This window comes from Streptomyces sp. NPDC058525 (genome assembly GCF_042719495.1).
Lineage (GTDB): Bacteria > Actinomycetota > Actinomycetes > Streptomycetales > Streptomycetaceae > Streptomyces.
In genome coordinates this window covers 36,311-55,098 of sequence record NZ_JBHXNP010000022.1, presented here as the reverse complement: position 1 = coordinate 55,098, position 18,788 = coordinate 36,311, and the positions used below count along the sequence as shown (strand labels likewise).

Below are 18,788 nucleotides of genomic sequence, written 5' to 3'. Positions count from 1 at the left end.
GCGGCAGCCAATCCCTCGCCTACCTTCGGGTGGGGAGGCCCCTGGGGGGCGCCGCTCGATAGCAAGGTGCTGGAGGATCCGTGGACCTGTCCCTGTCGACTCGCACTGTCGGCGACCGTACGGTCGTAGAGGTCGGTGGCGAGATTGATGTGTATACCGCGCCCAAGCTGCGCGAGCAGTTGGTCGAGTTGGTGAACGACGGCAGCTACCACCTGGTTGTCGACATGGAGCGAGTGGACTTCCTCGACTCCACCGGACTTGGTGTGCTCGTGGGAGGCCTCAAGCGCGTCCGCGCGCACGAGGGTTCGCTGCGTCTGGTGTGCAACCAGGAGCGCATCCTGAAGATCTTCCGCATCACCGGTCTGACCAAGGTGTTCCCGATCCACACCTCCGTGGACGACGCCGTCAACGCCACCGACTGACGGCTCCCGAAGGCAGGGAGCCGATAGGAGAGCGGGGGTACCGGGCCACTGATGGCCCGGGCCCCTGTCAAGGCACGCCCGTAGTCCGAGGGGGACGCGCATGGCCACCGTTGAACTGCGCTTCAGCGCCCAGCCCGAACACGTCCGGACGGCCCGCCTCGTCGCGGCCGCCGTGGCGCGCCGGGCCGGAGTGGAGGAAGCCGTCCTCGACGAGGTCCGCCTCGCCGTGGGCGAGGCCTGCTCGCGCGCCGTCGGACTGCACCGCAGCAACGGGCTGACCGCGCCTGTCCGGGTCGTCCTGACCGAAGAGGAGAAGGTGTTCTCCATCGAGGTCGGCGACGAGGTTCCCGGACCGGCCGGCGGCCCGGGCGATGCCGTGTCCGGCATCGACGCCGTCCTGGACCCCGATGCCGACGGCGAGGACGAGATGGGCCTCGCGGTGATCAGCGGGCTCGTCGACGACGTCGAGGTGACCAGTGGGGAATCGGGCGGGACCATCCGGATGAGCTGGCCCGTCTCGGGGGCCGCCGATCTGCCGTAGATCCACTGCGCGCGGATTCCTTCGTATCTTCCGATCTTTATCAAGGCCCTGCTGAGCAGGGCCTTTTTCATTTCCCTAGATCAATGAGCGGGCGTCAATGCCTTTGCCCCATTACCACTTTCGAGGGTAATGGAGTGACGCGATCTATTGCTGAGGAGCAAGAGCACGCCAATTCCGTTTCCTGCGCACTGTTTTGATCAGGGTGCGCTCCCTACAATCCGTCCACATCTTGAGCTCATCACGTCAAGGAGGACGAATGACGGGGCTCTTCACCCCTCTCGCGCCGGATCGCACCTCTGATCTGGCAGCCGCAGTACTCACCGATGACAACCGGCTCATCGTGATCGTCATCGCGGCCGTGGCACTGGCCGCTCTCGTCGTCGCGCAGATCCTGGTCCGCCAGGTCCTCGCCGCCGACGAGGGAACCGACAGCATGAAGAAGATCGCCGCGGCGGTGCAGGAAGGTGCCAACGCCTACCTGGGCCGTCAGCTGCGCACCCTCGGCGTCTTCGCCGTCGTGGTGTTCTTCCTGCTCTTCCTGCTCCCCGCCGACACCTGGTCGCAGCGGGCGGGACGTTCCGCCTTCTTCCTCGTGGGCGCCCTCTTCTCGGCGGCCACCGGCTACATCGGCATGCGGCTCGCGGTCCGCGCCAACGTCCGCGTCGCCGCCGCCGCACGCGAGGCCACCCCCGCCGAGGGCGAGCCTGCCAAGGACCTGACCGAGGTCTCCCACAAGGCGATGAAGATCGCCTTCCGCACGGGCGGCGTCGTCGGCATGTTCACCGTCGGCCTCGGCCTGCTCGGCGCCTCCTGCGTCGTCCTGGTCTACGCGGCCGACGCCCCCAAGGTCCTGGAGGGCTTCGGCCTCGGCGCCGCGCTGATCGCGATGTTCATGCGTGTCGGCGGCGGCATCTTCACCAAGGCCGCCGACGTCGGCGCCGACCTGGTCGGCAAGGTCGAGCAGGGCATTCCGGAGGACGACCCGCGCAATGCCGCGACCATCGCCGACAACGTGGGCGACAACGTCGGCGACTGCGCCGGAATGGCCGCCGACCTCTTCGAGTCGTACGCCGTCACCCTGGTGGCCGCGCTCATCCTCGGCAAGGCCGCCTTCGGCGACCTGGGCCTGGCCTTCCCGCTGATCGTCCCCGCGATCGGCGTGATCACCGCGATGATCGGCATCTTCGCGGTCTCCCCGCGCCGCAGCGACCGCAGCGGAATGGCCGCCATCAACCGCGGCTTCTTCATCTCCGCCGTGATCTCCCTGGTGCTGGTCGCGATCGCCGTCTACGCCTACCTGCCGGCCACCTACAAGGAGCTCGTCGGGGTCGAGAACGCCGCGATCCTGAACCACTCCGGAGACCCGCGCGTCCTGGCGGTCGTCGCCGTCGCGATCGGCATCGTGCTCGCGGCCCTGATCCAGCAGCTGACCGGCTACTTCACCGAGACCAGCCGCCGTCCCGTCCGGGACATCGGCAAGTCCTCCCTCACCGGTGCGGCCACCGTCGTCCTCGCCGGCATCTCGGTCGGTCTGGAGTCCGCGGTCTACACGGCGCTGCTGATCGGCCTCGGGGTCTACGGGGCGTTCCTGCTCGGCGGTACGTCGATCATGCTCGCGCTCTTCGCGGTGGCCCTGGCCGGCACCGGCCTGCTCACCACCGTCGGCGTCATCGTCGCCATGGACACCTTCGGGCCGGTCTCCGACAACGCCCAGGGCATCGCCGAGATGTCCGGGGACGTCGAGGGCGCCGGGGCGCAGGTCCTGACCGACCTGGACGCCGTGGGCAACACCACCAAGGCCATCACCAAGGGCATCGCCATCGCCACGGCCGTGCTCGCCGCGGCCGCGCTGTTCGGCTCGTACAACGACGCCATCGCGACCGCGGTCAAGCAAGTCGGTGCCAAGGCCGGGGAGATGAACCTCAGCCTGGACATCGCGCAGCCCAACAACCTGGTCGGGCTGATCCTGGGCGCGGCGGTCGTGTTCCTGTTCTCGGGCCTGGCCATCAACGCGGTCTCCCGCTCCGCGGGCGCCGTGGTCTACGAGGTGCGCCGCCAGTTCCGCGAGCACCCCGGGATCATGGACTACTCCGAGAAGCCCGAGTACGGGCGCGTCGTGGACATCTGCACCAAGGACGCGCTGCGCGAGCTCGCCACGCCCGGCCTGCTCGCCGTCCTCACCCCGATCGCCGTGGGCTTCACCCTCGGCGTCGGCGCCCTCGGCTCCTTCCTCGCCGGTGCCATCGGCACGGGCACGCTCATGGCGGTCTTCCTCGCCAACTCCGGCGGCGCGTGGGACAACGCGAAGAAGCTCGTCGAGGACGGCCACCACGGCGGCAAGGGCAGCGAGGCCCACGCGGCGGTGGTCATCGGCGACACGGTCGGCGACCCGTTCAAGGACACCGCCGGTCCGGCCATCAACCCGCTGCTGAAGGTCATGAACCTGGTGGCGCTGCTGATCGCCCCCGCGGTCGTGCAGTTCAGCTACGGACCGGACACCAGCGCCACGGTACGGGCGGTCGTCGCGGTGCTCGCGATCGGCGTCATCATCGGCGCGGTGTACGTCTCCAAGCGCCGCGGCATCGCCGTCGGCGACGAGCCCGAGTCCGGAGCCGCCGAGCGGGTGGGCCAGTCGGCCGACCCCGCGACGGTCTCCTGACCCGAGGCACGGCGGCACAGGGGGCCCGGGCCGGGCAGGGCCGGCCACAAGCCCCGTACGCCCGAACGGCGGACAGGCGGCGCGGACTGACGCGCCGTCTGTCCGCCTTTGTGCGTCGCCGGATGACGGCCGTGTATCTTCCGGGCCGAGAGCCTTCGAAGGGACCAATCCGGTGAACAAGAAGCTTGCGGCCGCAGTGTCGGGCGGTGCGGTACTGATGCTCGTCCTGTCCGGGTGCGGTGGGGACGACAGCGACAAGAAGGCCGACGCCTGGGCCAAGAAGGTCTGCGACCAGTGGCAGCCCGAACTCAAGAAGGTCGAGGCGGCCAACGCCGAGATCAAGCGCGTGGCGACCGAGAGCAGCAAGCCCGAGGAGGTCCAGAAGACCGACTCGGCGGCGTTCGCGACGATGTCCGAGTCGTACAAGACGATGGGGACCGCGCTGCAGGAGGCGGGAGTTCCGCCGGTCAAGAACGGCCAGGCGACGCTGGACGCGGCGGTCAAGGGCTTCGAGGAGACCTCCAAGGGCTACGCCGACCTGAAGACCAAGATGGACGCGCTGGACGCCAAGGACCAGACGAAGTTCGCCGAGGGGCTCAAGGAGCTGGCGGGCGGCCTCCAGGAGGCCACGAAGGGCGGCAAGGACGCCCTCGCCCAGCTCAACGCGGGCGGCCTGGACAGGGCGATGAACAGCCAGAAGGGCTGCCAGGTCACGGCGCCCTCGCCGTCGCCCAAGTAGCCCGGTGGGGCGCTGAGCTGACGGTGGCCGGGGCGGCCGCGTTCCGGAAGGGACGCGGCCGCCCCGTCGCACGTCCGGGCCCGGGACGGCCCGCACCAGCCCCGCAACGGCCCGCAACGGCCCCAGACGGCCCGGAACGGCCCGCGGCGCCCGCGCGGGCGCACCGATCGACCGGTCCCAGCGGCCACAATGGTGGGGTGAGTACCACCAGCCTTCCCTCGCCCGACCACGCCGCCGAACTGCGCACCGCTCTGCTGGCCGCCGGCTTCACCGCCGACGGGCTGCTCGACCTGCTCGGCGCCCCCGCCTATGCCGCGCTCGCCCGCAGCGAGACGGTCCCCGCCCTGCGCGCCACGCGCGGCGGCGGTGACGGGGCGCTCGCCAGCCTGGTCCGGCTGTTCCTGCTCCAGCAGCCCGTCCCGTACGTGCACGCCCGGGGCGCGCTGCCCGTCGAGGCGGCGCTCGCCGACGGCTGGCTGCGGGCCGAGGGCGACGAGGTGCACGCCACCGTCGACGTGCGCCCGTACGGCGGGCCCGACGGCGAGGACTGGTTCATCGTCTCCGACCTCGGCTGCGCCGTCGGCGGGGCCGGCGGGATCGGCAGCCGCGAGGAGGGCGTGGTCCTCGGGGTCGGCGGCGCCTCCACCACGCTGGCCGGGATCACCGTCCGCGTCCCGGTGGGCTCGGCCCTGGACCTGGGCACCGGATCGGGCATCCAGGCGCTGCACGCGGCCCAGCACGCCACCCGGGTCACGGCCACCGACGTCAACCCCCGGGCGCTGGAGTTCACCCGGTTGACGCTGGCACTGTCCGGCGCCCCGGAGGCGGAGCTGCTCACCGGGTCGCTCTTCGAGCCCGTCGGGGACGCGACGTACGACCTGATCGTGTCCAACCCGCCGTTCGTGATCTCCCCCGGCGCCCGCCTCACGTACCGGGACGGCGGCATGGGCGGCGACGACCTGTGCCGGACGCTGGTCCAGGAGGCCGGAGCGCACCTGAACCCCGGCGGGTACGCGCAGTTCCTGGGCAACTGGCAGCACGTGGAGGGCGAGGACTGGCACGACCGGGTCCGCTCCTGGGTGCCGCGCGGCTGCGACGCCTGGATCGTGCAGCGTGACGTGCAGGACGTGACGCAGTACGCCGAACTGTGGCTGCGGGACGCGGGCGACCACCGGGCCGACCCCGCCGAGTACGCGCGGCGGTACGAGGACTGGCTGGACGAGTTCGAGGCCCGCAAGACGAAGTCCGTCGGCTTCGGCTGGATCACCTTGCGCCGGACGGACGCGGCCGAGCCCTCGATCGTGGTGGAGGAGTGGCCGCACTCGGTGGAGCAGCCGCTCGGCGAGACCGTGCTGGCTCATTTCGCACGCCAGGACTACCTGCGCGACCACGACGACGCGGCCCTGCTGGAGGGCTATTTCCAGCTGGCGGTCGAGGTCGTGCAGGAGCAGGTCGGCGCGCCGGGCTCGGAGGATCCCGAGCACGTCGTGCTCCGGCAGAACCGCGGAATGCGGCGCGCGACCAAGGTCGACACGGTCGGAGCGGGTTTCGCCGGAGTGTGTGACGGCTCACTGAGCGCGGGCCGGATCCTGGACGCGATCGCGCACCTGGTCCAGGAGGATCCGGTCGTGCTGCGGGACCGGACCCCGGAGGCGATCCGGATGCTGGTCGAGCAGGGCTTCCTGGAGCCCGTCACGGGTCCCGGGCGGTAGCCGGAACCGGGATGTAACCCGGGGTTCGCCCGCCGTATCCGGACGGCTGGAAGGCTCTCGCGCAGCGGGATCCGGGGGGATCCCGGGAGCGGCCCAGGGGTAGGGAGAGCGGCATGGAGAACGGTCCGGCGATCTTCTCGGGCGCCGTGTTCCTGCTGTTCGGGGCGGCTCTGCTGGCCTGGACGGGGGCGCGCGCCCTGAGCGGCGCGCCGGTGGCCGAAGGAGTGCGCCCCACTGTGGCCGTCCCGCTGGCGCTGCTCGCCGGCGGGGTGTCGCTGGCCCTCGGCGCGTGGTGCCTCGCGAGGCCCTGAGGCGGGGGCCCCGGCCGCTTGGTTCCGGCTGTTCGGGGCGGTGCGGAGGGCGGTGCGGAAGCCGGTGCGGGGGAGGTCCGGGGAGGGGTCCGAGGGCGGGGCCAGACGGCCCCCCGGACACTCGGCCCGGTGACCGGCAGGGGCCCGGCGCGGCATCCGGGCGGCAGAACCGGCACTTGTCGGGTTACCGTTCGAGTGGCCGTTGCGGGCTTGTGCCGTTTGACACGGGGGCGGGTTGTACCGTCACACTCCGCAGCGTCGCCGTACTGCGACCGAGTGCCGACCGGAGAGAAGAGCCAAGTTGTCCCCGACTAGCGAGACCGCAAAGGGCGGCCGCCGACTCGTCATCGTCGAGTCCCCTGCCAAGGCGAAGACGATCAAGGGCTACCTCGGCCCCGGATACGTCGTCGAGGCGAGCGTCGGGCACATCCGCGACCTCCCGAACGGCGCGGCCGAGGTTCCCGACAAGTACACCGGCGAGGTCCGCCGCCTCGGCGTCGACGTCGAGCACGACTTCGCGCCGATCTACGTCGTCAACGCCGACAAGAAGGCCCAGGTCAGGAAGCTCAAGGAGCTGCTGGCCGAGTCCGACGAACTCTTCCTCGCCACCGATGAGGACCGCGAGGGCGAAGCCATCGCGTGGCACCTGCAGGAAGTCCTCAAGCCCAAGGTCCCCGTCCACCGGATGGTCTTCCACGAGATCACCAAGGACGCGATCCGCGACGCCGTCGCCAACCCGCGCGAGCTGAACCAGCGCATGGTCGACGCCCAGGAGACCCGCCGCATCCTCGACCGCCTCTACGGCTACGAGGTCTCGCCGGTCCTGTGGAAGAAGGTCATGCCGCGGCTGTCGGCCGGCCGTGTCCAGTCGGTGGCCACCCGCCTCGTCGTCGAGCGGGAGCGCGAGCGCATCGCCTTCCGCTCCGCCGAGTACTGGGACCTGACCGGAACCTTCGCCACCGGGCGCACCGGTGACGCCTCCGACCCCTCGACGCTGGTCGCCCGCCTGAACACGGTGGACGGCAAGCGCGTGGCCCAGGGCCGCGACTTCGGCTCGAACGGGCAGCTCAAGAGCGAGGTGCTGCACCTCGACGAGGCGAACGCCCGGGCGCTCGCAGCCGCGCTGGCGGACACCGCGTTCGCCGTGCGCTCGGTCGAGTCCAAGCCGTACCGCCGCTCCCCGTACGCCCCGTTCCGTACGACGACGCTCCAGCAGGAGGCCTCGCGCAAGCTGGGCTTCGGTGCGAAGGCGACCATGCAGGTGGCCCAGAAGCTGTACGAGAACGGCTTCATCACCTATATGCGTACCGACTCCACCACGCTGTCGGACACCGCGGTGTCGGCGGCGCGCGCGCAGGTCACGCAGCTCTACGGGGCCGACTACCTGCCGGAGAAGCCGCGCGTCTACGCGGGCAAGGTCAAGAACGCCCAGGAGGCGCACGAGGCGATTCGTCCTTCGGGTGATCGTTTCCGCACCCCGGCGGAGACCGGTCTGACCGGCGACCAGTTCCGCCTCTACGAGCTCATCTGGAAGCGGACCGTCGCCTCCCAGATGAAGGACGCGGTCGGCAACAGCGTCACCGTGAAGATCGGCGGCCGGGCGGCCGACGGGCGCGACGCCGAGTTCACCGCCTCCGGCAAGACGATCACCTTCCACGGCTTCATGAAGGCCTACGTCGAGGGCGCGGACGACCCGAACGCCGAGCTCGACGACCGCGAGAAGCGCCTGCCGCAGGTCGCGGAGGGCGACGCGCTCGCCGCCGAGGAGATCACGGCGGACGGCCACTCGACCAAGCCGCCGGCCCGCTACACCGAGGCCTCGCTGGTCAAGGAGCTGGAAGAGCGCGAGATCGGCCGCCCGTCGACGTACGCGTCGATCATCGGCACGATCCTCGACCGCGGCTACGTCTTCAAGAAGGGCACGGCGCTCGTGCCGTCCTTCCTGTCGTTCGCCGTGGTGAACCTGCTGGAGACGCACTTCGGCCGGCTGGTCGACTACGACTTCACCGCGAAGATGGAGGACGACCTCGACCGCATCGCGCGGGGCGAGGCCCAGTCCGTGCCGTGGCTGAAGCGCTTCTACTTCGGCTCGGAGGACGCGACCGAGGTCGTGCCCGCCGACGGGGACCACCTCGGCGGTCTGAAGGAGCTGGTCACGGACCTGGGCGCCATCGACGCCCGGGAGATCTCCTCCTTCCCGGTCGGCGAGGGCATCGTGCTGCGCGTCGGCCGCTACGGGCCGTACGTGGAGCGGGGCGAGAAGGACGCGGAGGGCCACCAGCGGGCCGACGTACCGGACGACATGGCTCCGGACGAGCTGACGGTCGAGTACGCGGAGGAGCTGTTCGCCAAGCCGAGCGGCGAGTTCGAGCTCGGCAAGGACCCGGTCAGCGGCAACGAGATCGTCGCCAAGGACGGCCGTTACGGGCCGTACGTGACGGAGATCCTCCCCGAGGGCACGCCGAAGACGGGCAAAAACGCGGTCAAGCCGCGGACGGCCTCGCTCTTCAAGTCGATGAGCCTGGACACGGTCACCCTCGACGACGCGCTGAAGCTGATGTCGCTGCCGCGCGTGGTCGGCGTGGACGCGGAGAACGTGGAGATCACGGCCCAGAACGGCCGCTACGGCCCGTACCTGAAGAAGGGCACGGACTCGCGGTCGCTGGAGACCGAGGACCAGCTCTTCTCGATCACGCTGGACGAGGCGCTGGCCATCTACGCGCAGCCCAAGCAGCGCGGCCGGGCCGCGGCCAAGCCGCCGCTGAAGGAGCTGGGCACGGACCCGGTCAGCGAGAAGCCGGTGGTGGTCAAGGACGGCCGCTTCGGGCCGTACGTGACGGACGGCGAGACGAACGCGACGCTGCGGCGGGACGACGACGTCGAGACGATCACGCCGGAGCGGGGCTACGAGCTGCTCGCGGAGAAGCGGGCGAAGGGCCCGGCCAAGAAGACGGCGAAGAAGGCCCCGGCCAAGAAGGCCCCGGCCAAGAAGGCTCCGGCGAAGAAGGCGACGGCGACGAAGACCGCTGCCGCGAAGAAGACGACGGCGGCCAAGAAGACGACGACCGCGGCGAAGAAGACCACGGCCAAGAAGACGGTCGCGAAGAAGGCGGCGGCCGCCCCGGCTGACGAGTAACCGCTGGGGGGCTGGGTTGCCGCGCTGCGGCAATTCCAGCCCCGCCGGCGTTTGAGGCGCGGGGGCTCGGGGGCAGAGCCCCCGCAACGGCGCCGCATGTGTCGGCCGCGCCGGGTCCCGGGGCGGGTCCCGGGGCGGGGCCCCGGAGAGGTGGGGCCGGGGTCACACCGGACCTTGTCCACAGGCTTCCGCACCCGCCAAGCGCAGCGGATAGGCTGGGCGGATGACGCGAGCCGAGCAGCCAACGGTCGTGACCGCCCCCGAGAACCCCACCTACGACGAAGCCCTAGCCGCGGATTCCCGCGAGCGTGCGGTGCGCGCACTGCTGCGCACCCCAAGGCTGCGCCGGCTGTGGAGCGCCCAGTTGGTGAGCGGCATCGGAGATGCCCTCGCGCTGCTGGTGCTGGTGCTGCTGGCCCTTCAGGCGGCCGCCACCGAAGGAGCCTTCGGCGGCGGCTACCGGGGCGCGGCCCTCGCCGTGGCCGTCGTCTTCGGGGTCCGGATCCTGGCCACCCTGTTCTTCGGAGCTGTCCTGCTGGGACCGCTCTCCGGTCTGCTCGCCCCGGGCGGCAAGCTGGACCGCCGCTGGACGATGATCGGCGCCGACGGGGTCCGGCTCGGGCTGTTCGTCGTCGCCCCGCTGTGGCTCGACTGGATCCCGGCCCACGCGCTCACCGCGCTGCTGGCCACCGTCTTCGTCGCCGGCGCCGCCGAGCGGCTGTGGACCCTGGCCAAGGAGAGCGCCGCTCCGGCCCTGCTGCCCGCGCCGCCGCCCGAGGGGGCGACCGTACGACCGCTTCCGGACCACCTGGACGCACTGCGCCGGCTGAGCCTGCGCACGGCCTTCGCGGCGCTCCCGGTCGCCGCGGCCGCGCTGCTCACCGCCACCCTGGTCGGCAAGGCCCTCGGGCTCGGCGTCGACTGGTTCGCCGCGAACCAGGCCGCGCTCGGCTCGTACGTGGCCTCCGGCCTCTTCGCGGCCTCCGTCTCGCTGCTGCTGCCGCTGGTGCTGCCCGGCGGGAAGACCCCGCGGCCGCGCTCGCCGCTGGAGGGCCTGCGCGCCCCCAAGGCGGGGGACCGGCCCGACAAGGGCCGTACCGGCGTCATCCCGCTGCTGGTCCTGGCCTGCGCGTCGGTCGCCGGAGCGGTGTCCTGCGCCGTGGCCGTGGCCGTACTGCACGCCTTCGACCTCGGCGGCGGTCCGGCCGCCTTCGCACTGTTCGTCCTCGCGCTGGTCGGCGGCACCGCCGCGGGCATCCGCGCCACCCAGGCCGGCAAGGTGCTGCCCGCCCTCTCCCGGCGCCGGCTGCTGGCCCTGGCCATAGCGGTGGCCGGGCTGTCGCTGCTGCTGGCCGGGCTGGTCGCGGATACCGCGACCGGGCTGTTCCTGTCGCTGCTCGCCGGCGCCGCCGCGGGTGTCGCCGCCAACACCGGGCACACGCTGCTGGACCAGGAGACCGAGGAGTTCCGCCGGGCCCGGGTCACCGAGCACCTGCACGCGGTCGTACGGGTGGCCGTGGCGCTCGGGGCCGTCGTGGCGCCGGTGCTCGCCGCGGTGATCGGGCCGCACCGGCTGGGCGGGGGCGAGGTCGTCGTCGCACACGGCGGCGCCGCCTTCACCCTGATGCTCGTCGGCGCGCTGCTGCTGCCGGTCGCGGCCGTGGTCCTGGCCAAGGCCGACGACCGCAGCGGCGTACCCCTGCGGCGCGACCTGCGCGAGGCGCTGCGCGGCGGGGAGCCGGTGCAGGCCCCGTCCGGCACCGGGTTCTTCATCGCCCTGGAGGGCGGTGACGGGGCCGGCAAGTCCACGCAGGTGGAGGCGCTGGCCGACTGGATACGGGGCAAGGGCCACGAGGTCGTCGTGACGCGGGAGCCGGGGGCCACTCCGGTGGGCAAGCGGCTCCGTTCGATCCTGCTCGACATCTCCTCGGCCGGGCTCTCGAACCGTGCCGAGGCGCTGCTGTACGCCGCCGACCGCGCGGAGCACGTGGACACGGTGGTGCGCCCGGCCCTGGAGCGCGGCGCGGTGGTCATCTCCGACCGCTACATCGACTCCTCCGTGGCCTACCAGGGCGCGGGCCGCGACCTCTCCCCGACGGAGATCGCGCGGATCTCGCGCTGGGCAACCGACGGGCTCGTTCCGAACCTGACCGTGCTGCTCGACGTGTCGCCGGAGGCGGCGCGCGAGCGGTTCACGGAGGCTCCGGACCGGCTGGAGTCGGAGCCGGCGGAGTTCCACCAGCGGGTGCGGTCCGGGTTCCTGACCCTGGCCGCGTCCGACCCCGGGCGCTACCTCGTGGTCGACGCGGGCCAGGACCCGGACTCGGTGACCACCGTCGTACGGCACCGGCTGGACCGGATGCTCCCGCTCTCGGAGGCCGAGCTGGTGGCCCAGGCCGAGGCCCGGCGGCTCGCCGAGGAAGAGGCCCGGCGCAAGGCGGAGGAAGAGGCCGCGCGCAAGGCGGAGGAAGCCCGGCTCAAGGCCGAGGAGGAGGCCCGCCTCGCCCGCGAGGCCGAGGCGGCCCGGATCAAGGCCGAGGCGGAGGCCGCGCGCAAGGCCGAGGAGGAGCGGATCCGCGCCGAGGAAGAGGCGCGGGCGCGGGCCGAGGCCGAGCGGCTGCGGGCCGAGGCCGAGGAGAAGGCCCGGGCGGCCGAGCAGGAGCGGCTGCGCCGGCAGGCGGAGGAGGAGGCCCGGCTGCGGGCCGAGGCCGAGGAACGGCGGCTGGAGAAGCAGCGGCGGGCCGAGGAGGCCCTGCTGAAGGCCGAGGAAGCGCGTCGGCTGGCTGCTGCGGCGGCTGCCGAGGCGGCGGCCCAGGCGTCGGCGGCAGCGGCGGCTTCGGCTGCTGCGTCGGCTGCCGCTCCGGCTGCCCCTGCACCGGCTGCTCCGGCCACGCCGGCTCCGGCTCCCGAGGCCCAGACTCAGGCCCAGGCCCAGGCCCAGGAACCGGCTTCGGCTCCGGACGCGGATGGTCCGCATCCGGACGACGCGGTGACGCTCGAGACGCCGGCGCTCCGGCGGGTCGTCCAGCCCGACGACATCACGCAGACGGTCCCCGTCCCGAAGGTCGACACGACGAAGCCGCCGGTACGGCCGACGGACGAGACGGCCGTACTGCCCCCCGTGCGGCCGACGGACGAGACCGCCGTACTGCCCCCCGTACGGCCGACGGACGAGACGGCCGTCCTGCCTCCCGTGCGGCCGACGGACGAGACGGCCGTTCTGCCTCCCGTACGTCCGCAGGCCTCGCGGCCCACGGCCCGGCGCTCCGAGGAGAACCCGGCCGACCGGGTTCCGCCGGGCATCTTCCGGGACTCCGGAGGCGCCGCGGCGGCGGGCGAGGACCGGACGCGCGAGCTCCCGGTCCTCGGCGAGGACGGCCGCCCGCGCCGGCCGCGGTCGGACTGGGCCGAGGAGACCCCGCTGGACGATCTGCCGACGCTGGCGGACGAACTGCTGGGCCGCCGCCGGGACGACGAGCACGGCGACGACGACGAGCGGGGCCCGCGTCGGCGCCGCTGACCTGGGCGGGACCGGATTGTCAGTGCCGCGCGCCACAATGGGTGCACGCAGAGTGAAGTGAAAGGTGGTGGGCGGGATGCCCGTGTGGGACGACCTGGTGGGACAGGAGCGGGTGCAGAGGCAGCTGGCCGCCGCCGCCCGAGATGCCGACGCCCTGGTCACGGCCACCACGGACGGGACGGCGCCGCCCGCCGCCTCCAAGATGACCCACGCCTGGCTCTTCACCGGGCCGCCCGGCTCGGGGCGGTCCACCGCCGCCCGGGCCTTCGCCGCGGCCCTGCAGTGCACCAGCCCCGACCGCACTCTCGGGGGTGAGCCGGGCTGCGGGTTCTGCGACGGCTGCCACACCACCGTGATCGGCACGCACGCCGATGTGGAGATCGTCCGCACCGACCTGCTGTCGATCGGTGTGAAGGAGACCCGCGAGCTCGTGCGCCGGGCACAGCTCTCCCCGGCCGTGGGCCGCTGGCAGGTCATCGTCCTGGAGGACGCCGACCGGCTCACCGAGGGCGCGGGCAATGTGATCCTCAAGGCCGTGGAGGAGCCCGCTCCGCGGACGGTGTGGCTGCTGTGCGCACCCTCGCTGGAGGACGTGCTGCCCACGATCCGCTCGCGCTGCCGGCACCTGACGCTGCGCACCCCGCCGGTCGACGCCGTGGCCGAGGTGCTGGTCCGGCGCGACGGCATCGAGCCCGCCGTGGCCGCGGCCGCCGCCCGCGCCACCCAGGGCCACATCGGCCGGGCCCGCCGGCTCGCGACCGACGAGTCCGCCCGCTCCCGCCGGGCCTCCGTGCTGAAGCTCCCGCTCCGCGTCGACGACGTCGGCGGCTGCCTGAAGGCCGCGCAGGAGCTGGTCGACGCCGCCGCCGAGGATGCGAAGCAGGTCGCGGAGGAGGTAGACACCAAGGAGACCGAGGAGCTGAGGGCAGCGCTCGGCGCCCAGGCGGGCGCCGGCAGCCGGATGCCGCGCGGTACGGCGGGTGTGATGAAGGAGCTGGAGGACCGCCAGAAGCGCCGCCGCACCCGCACCCAGCGTGACAGCCTGGACCTGGCGCTGACCGACCTCACCGGCTTCTACCGGGACGTGCTGGCCCTGCAGCTCGGTTCGACCGTGGCCATCGCCAACGAGGAGATACGCCCGGACCTCGACCGGATCGCGCGCGCCTCGGGTCCCGAGCGGACCCTGCGCCGGATCGAGGCGATCATCGCCTGCCGGGAGGCCCTGGACCGCAATGTGGCGCCCCTGCTCGCGGTCGAGGCGATGACGATGTCCCTGCGCGCGGGCTGACCGGCTCGTCGGCGTCCACGCGGGGTTGACCGGCTCACCCGTACGGGCGGACCAGCCGCCCGGGCCAGGACGGTCCCGTTCCGTTCCCGGTCCGTGCCCCGCCCGGCGGGGGCCGCGGCACGGGCGGGGCCGTCAGGAACTCGGCCGCGGGCTGCTCCCGCCCGGCAGGACGTAGGCTCCGAGGATGGACACCAGTCGCCTGCTGCGTACCACCGGGACCGTGATCGCAGCCGCCGGGCTGCTGCTCGTCGGATGCTCCTCCGGCGGGTCGGCAGGGCCCCGGGCGGCCGCGTCCTCCGGTTCGGCGCAGCCGTCCCCCGATCCGGCGGCGCTGCGCCCGTACTACGAGCAGAAGCTGAGCTGGCGCGACTGCGGTGTCCCCGGGTTCGAGTGCGCCACCATGAAGGCCCCGCTGGACTACGCGAACGCCGGCTCCGGCCAGGACGTCGACATCGCCGTGTCCCGCCGCCAGGCCACCGGCCCGGGCAAGCGGCTCGGCTCCCTGGTGGTCAACCCGGGCGGCCCGGGCGGATCCGGCATCGGGTACCTCCAGGCGTACGCGGGCATCGGCTATCCCGCCGCCGTCCGCGGCCAGTACGACATGGTCTCCTTCGACCCGCGCGGGGTGGACCGCAGCAGCCCCGTCGAATGCCTGACCGGCCCGGCGATGGACAAGTACACACAGGTGGACCAGACCCCGGACGACGCGGCCGAGCGGGCGCTGCTGGTGGCGGCCTTCAAGGAGTTCGCGGCCGGCTGCCAGGCGCACTCCCAGCGGGTCCTGCCGCACGTTTCCACGGTCGACGCGGCCCGCGACATGGACATGCTGCGCGCGGTGCTCGGCGACGAGAAGCTGACGTACGTCGGGGCCTCGTACGGCACCCTCCTGGGGGCCACGTACGCGGACCTCTTCCCGGGCCGGGTCGGGCGGCTGGTGCTGGACGGGGCGATGGATCCCTCCCGTCCGGCGCTCGACCTGAACCGGGACCAGACGGCGGGCTTCGAGACGGCTTTCACCGCCTTCGCGAAGGACTGCGCCAAGCAGGCCGGGTGCCCGCTCGGCACGGGCGGTCCCGATGCGGTGGCGGCGCGCCTGAAGGAGTTCTTCCGCAAGCTCGACGCCCAGTCCGTGCCCTCGGGCGACGATGCCCGGCCGCTGGGCGAGGCCCTCGCGACCACCGGGGTGATCGCGGCCCTGTACGACGAGAGCGCCTGGCCGCAGCTGCGCGAGGCGCTCACCTCGGCCATGGACGGCGACGGGGCGGGCCTGCTGAGCCTGGCCGACAGCTACTACGAGCGCTCGCCGGACGGCGAATACGCCAACCTGATGTCCGCGAACGCCGCCGTCAACTGCCTGGACCAGCCCCCGGCCTTCACCGGCCCGGACGCGGTGCTCTCCGCCCTGCCCTCCTTCGAGAAGGCCTCCCCGGTCTTCGGCACGGGCCTGGCCTGGGCCTCGCTGAACTGCACGTACTGGCCGGTGAAGGCCACAGGCACGGCCAAGCCGCTGGCCGCGAAGGGCGCCCCGCCGATCCTGGTCGTCGGCACCACCCGCGACCCGGCGACCCCGTACAAGTGGGCCGAGGCCCTGGCGGACCAGCTCGACTCCGGCACCCTCCTCACGTACGACGGCGACGGCCACACGGCGTACGGCCGCGGCAGCGACTGCGTCGACACCGCGATCAACCACTACCTGCTGGAGGGCAAGGTCCCGCAGAAGGGCAAGAAGTGCTGAGGCGCTGAGCCGCTGAGCGGCTGGCCGAAGCCGAGGCATTCACCCCGATATGTGACCTACGTCCCACCCCTGCGAAACCTGGTTCAGGGCACCCGCCGAGACCCTGTAGACTTGGCGCCGCTGCTGATGAGAGCACCTCTTCGAGGGAATACTTGTCTGACCAGCGGTGCCGCCTTAGCTCAGTTGGCCAGAGCAACGCACTCGTAATGCGTAGGTCTCGGGTTCGAATCCCGAAGGCGGCTCTGTAGAAGCCCCAGGACTCACTCGCCGTGACCTGGGGCTTTTGCTATTTCCGGGATCGGTCGGCGCATGTGGCGGCCGGGGCCCGAAACCCCATGCGTGAGCGATGCGTGAGCGGAGGGGCCGTCAGCCCTTCCTAGCGGCCTTCTTGGCCTTGCTCTTCTGCTTCCCCTTGGCCTTCGCCTTCTCGGCCCGCTTGGCCTTCTTGGCGGCCTTACGGGCCCGCTCCTCCTGCTCCGCCTTGCGTTGGAGCGGGACCAGCTTGGCTGTGGCCTCGGCGGCGCTCTTGCCGACGTGGGGGAGCACGCTCTGGTAGATGTCGCGAGTGATCCGGGTGTCGCTGTGGCCGAGGGTGTCGGACACGATCTTGATGTCGATGTCGGCGGCCAGCATGAGCGTGGCCGCTCCGTGCCGCAGATCGTGAAGCCGGATCGGCGGAAGCCCGGAGGCGGCCACCAGCCGCTCGAAGAGATCGGTCACCTTCCCTGGGTGCAGCCAGGAGCCGTCCTCCTGGGTGAAGACGAGCCCGGTGTTCACCCAGGCCGGCCCCCACTCCGCACGGTCGGCCTCCTGCTGCTTGCGGTGCCGCTCCAGGACGCCGACGGTGTCATCGTCGAGAGCGACGACGCGGAAGCCGCTGTCTGTCTTCGGCTCCGACGCCTCGACCTCCCAGCCGTCCTGGACGAGCTGCCCAGTCACGGTGAGGGAGTGCCGGTCGAGGTTGGTCTCCGACCAAGGCTGCCCGCACGCCTCGCCACGCCGCAGACCGCGGAACGCGATCAGGTGCCACATCACGTACAGCCGGTCGTCGGCGACGAAGTCGAGGAAGGCACCTGTCTGTTCCGGCGTCCAGACCATCACGGGGGAGGGCTTCTCGCCGGTCTGCTCCCACTTGGCGACCCGCTCGTCCGTCCACACGAGCGCCTTCGGCTTGCGCACCGGATCGATCTCGACGTGGGCCGCCGGGTTGAACGTGATGATCTGCTGCCCGATCGCGTCGTTCAGGGACGCGCGGAGCGTGGCCTTCACGTGCTGGCGCGTGGCGGGGCCGGTCACACGGCGGAAGGCCGGCATCGCGTCGAGCGCCGCCTTCAGGGCCTTCCGGCGAGCACGGTTCTCGGCCCCCTTCCACGGGATCGTCGCCAACTCCTCTACGGCAGCACGCCGCTGGGCGTTCTGCTCCAGGATCTCGGCGTTGCCGTCGGCGATGGCCGTGAACATCTCGCTCAGGTGGCTGACCCGGAGCCGGTCGAGGCGACGGTGCCCGATGTGCGGCTTGAGGTGCACGCGGATGTCGGTCTCGTAGCGGCTGATGCCCGACTTCCGGATCCGCTTGCCCGCCAGCCACCGGTCGAGCCACTCGGCCACGGTCAGGCTTCCGACGAGGTCCTGGCCGGCCTTGAGCCGCCGCCGGGTCTCCTCCACGGCGGGCAGGGGCAGCTTCTCGCGGCTGACCTCGGCCAGCATCTCGGCGACCAGCTGAATGCCTTCGGGGTCGTCGACCTCCACGAGCCCCAGGAGGGCGCGCACGTGGTCGAGGTCAGCCTGCGCCGCCTTGGCGTTGGTGTACCCGCCACGGGCGAACGACCGTCTGCTGCCGTCCTCGCGGGGTGGCAGCTCCTGGCGTATGGAGTAGGTGCAGTGGTTCCTGCTGTTGCGCTTGGGGCAGGAAGTACCGAGTTCCTTGCCGGTCTTGGGGTCGCGGCAGGAGCAGCGGCGGTAGGTAGAACCCTTCAAATGTCTTCCTCCTGGTAGTCGTCGTCGAACGGGCTCGTGAAGCGGGGCATCAGAAGCGGGGGCGTGCCGCCCTCCTCGCGGATGGAGGCGCGCACGCGGCGCAGCCGTTGCTTGGCGAGAGCGGCTCTTTCGGCGTAGAAGGCTTGGGCGCTGAGGGCTTCCTCGCGTTGAGTGGCGTTGCTGGCCGATTTGGCCTTCCAGGCTTCGTGTTGCTCGCTGGATTCGGCGGCGCTGAGGGCCCGCTGCTCGCTCTCGTGCTCCTGGAACATGCGCAGCATGAGATCCAGGGTGAGCGAATCGGGTTCGTCGCCGGTGAACCATCGCATGGCGTCCCAGGTCTGCACGCTGTCCCGCAGGGGGAGCTTTTGGACCCTTTCGATGTAGCCGACGGGGTAGATGAGGCAGATCGGACTCGTGTGGAGCGCCTTCGCGAGCACCATGACGTCGACCAGCGGGAGGCTGGCTCGGCGGCCGGATTCCATGTTGGCGATCACATTGCGCGGGATCCGATGCCCGATCTCCTCACAGGCATCGGCCAGCTCCTGCGCGCTCATGCCCAACTCCTTCCTGCGTCGTCGCACCTCCCTGGCCACGGTCGCCATGACTTGGTCCACCCACTCTGGGAGGTCGTCCTCGTCTTCATCATCGAATCCACGTTGTGTCATGGAGACACATTAGCTCGCCCAGACTTGTTTCTCGTAGGCCCGGAGTCGGACGTGAGGACCGCGTTCGCCGACGGCTGTGACGA

At 71.9% G+C, this 18,788-nt stretch carries 12 protein-coding genes and 1 tRNA gene; 11 read left to right on the top strand and 2 right to left on the bottom strand.

Annotated features, from left to right (window positions below):
- The first annotated feature begins 80 nt into the window (after positions 1-80).
- The 11 genes from bldG (at position 81) to ACFWP3_RS13625 (ending at position 16,305) form a co-directional block, all read left to right on the top strand.
- Positions 81-422 (top strand): anti-sigma factor antagonist BldG, encoded by a 342-nt coding sequence (gene bldG, locus ACFWP3_RS13675; protein WP_042812494.1) that lies wholly within the window; start codon positions 81-83, stop codon positions 420-422.
- A 100-nt stretch (positions 423-522) separates the two neighbouring features.
- Positions 523-963 carry an ATP-binding protein gene (locus ACFWP3_RS13670; protein ID WP_384219910.1) on the top strand — a complete coding sequence of 147 codons (441 nt, stop codon included), beginning with the start codon at positions 523-525 and terminating at the stop codon, positions 961-963.
- 256 nt (positions 964-1,219) lie between these two features.
- A complete protein-coding gene (locus ACFWP3_RS13665) occupies positions 1,220-3,622 on the top strand; it encodes a sodium-translocating pyrophosphatase (RefSeq protein ID WP_384219908.1) in 2,403 nt (800 codons plus the stop codon).
- Positions 3,623-3,794: 172 nt separating this feature from the next.
- Positions 3,795-4,361: a small secreted protein gene (locus ACFWP3_RS13660; RefSeq protein ID WP_384219905.1), complete on the top strand. Its 567-nt coding sequence runs from the start codon at positions 3,795-3,797 to the stop codon at positions 4,359-4,361.
- 197 nt (positions 4,362-4,558) lie between these two features.
- Positions 4,559-6,073 (top strand): methyltransferase, encoded by a 1,515-nt coding sequence (locus ACFWP3_RS13655; RefSeq protein ID WP_384219903.1) that lies wholly within the window; start codon positions 4,559-4,561, stop codon positions 6,071-6,073.
- Between the two features lie 113 nt (positions 6,074-6,186).
- Positions 6,187-6,384 carry a hypothetical protein gene (locus tag ACFWP3_RS13650; RefSeq protein ID WP_384219901.1) on the top strand — a complete coding sequence of 66 codons (198 nt, stop codon included), beginning with the start codon at positions 6,187-6,189 and terminating at the stop codon, positions 6,382-6,384.
- A gap of 301 nt (positions 6,385-6,685) precedes the next feature.
- Positions 6,686-9,520 (top strand): type I DNA topoisomerase, encoded by a 2,835-nt coding sequence (topA, locus tag ACFWP3_RS13645; RefSeq protein WP_384219899.1) that lies wholly within the window; start codon positions 6,686-6,688, stop codon positions 9,518-9,520.
- Positions 9,521-9,743: 223 nt separating this feature from the next.
- Positions 9,744-13,040: a dTMP kinase gene (gene tmk / locus ACFWP3_RS13640; RefSeq protein ID WP_384219897.1), complete on the top strand. Its 3,297-nt coding sequence runs from the start codon at positions 9,744-9,746 to the stop codon at positions 13,038-13,040.
- Between the two features lie 76 nt (positions 13,041-13,116).
- Positions 13,117-14,328, top strand: coding sequence for a DNA polymerase III subunit delta' (locus ACFWP3_RS13635; RefSeq protein ID WP_384219895.1), 1,212 nt, complete (start codon positions 13,117-13,119; stop codon positions 14,326-14,328).
- Positions 14,329-14,512: 184 nt separating this feature from the next.
- Positions 14,513-16,063 (top strand): alpha/beta hydrolase, encoded by a 1,551-nt coding sequence (locus ACFWP3_RS13630; RefSeq protein ID WP_384219893.1) that lies wholly within the window; start codon positions 14,513-14,515, stop codon positions 16,061-16,063.
- A gap of 168 nt (positions 16,064-16,231) precedes the next feature.
- A tRNA-Thr gene (locus ACFWP3_RS13625) sits at positions 16,232-16,305 on the top strand.
- Between the two features lie 124 nt (positions 16,306-16,429).
- Here the strand turns inward: ACFWP3_RS13625 and ACFWP3_RS13620 are convergent.
- Together ACFWP3_RS13620 and ACFWP3_RS13615 are read right to left on the bottom strand one after the other, a co-directional pair.
- Positions 16,430-18,040, bottom strand: a complete 1,611-nt coding sequence (locus tag ACFWP3_RS13620) for a tyrosine-type recombinase/integrase (protein WP_384219891.1) — start codon at positions 18,038-18,040, stop codon at positions 16,430-16,432.
- Positions 18,037-18,705, bottom strand: coding sequence for a helix-turn-helix domain-containing protein (locus ACFWP3_RS13615; protein ID WP_384219889.1), 669 nt, complete (start codon positions 18,703-18,705; stop codon positions 18,037-18,039). Before ACFWP3_RS13615 ends, ACFWP3_RS13620 begins: the two co-directional genes overlap by 4 nt.
- Positions 18,706-18,788: the final 83 nt, after the last annotated feature.

Excerpts from the sequence above, each read along its gene's own strand:
- ACFWP3_RS13670 (WP_384219910.1), top strand. The coding sequence starts at position 523 with ATGGCCACCGTTGAACTGCGCTTCAGCGCCCAGCCCGAACACGTCCGG.
- ACFWP3_RS13665 (WP_384219908.1), top strand. The coding sequence starts at position 1,220 with ATGACGGGGCTCTTCACCCCTCTCGCGCCGGATCGCACCTCTGATCTG.
- ACFWP3_RS13650 (WP_384219901.1), top strand. The coding sequence starts at position 6,187 with ATGGAGAACGGTCCGGCGATCTTCTCGGGCGCCGTGTTCCTGCTGTTC.
- tmk (WP_384219897.1), top strand. The coding sequence starts at position 9,744 with ATGACGCGAGCCGAGCAGCCAACGGTCGTGACCGCCCCCGAGAACCCC.
- ACFWP3_RS13635 (WP_384219895.1), top strand. The coding sequence starts at position 13,117 with ATGCCCGTGTGGGACGACCTGGTGGGACAGGAGCGGGTGCAGAGGCAG.
- ACFWP3_RS13630 (WP_384219893.1), top strand. The coding sequence starts at position 14,513 with ATGGACACCAGTCGCCTGCTGCGTACCACCGGGACCGTGATCGCAGCC.
- ACFWP3_RS13615 (WP_384219889.1), bottom strand. The coding sequence starts at position 18,705 with ATGACACAACGTGGATTCGATGATGAAGACGAGGACGACCTCCCAGAG.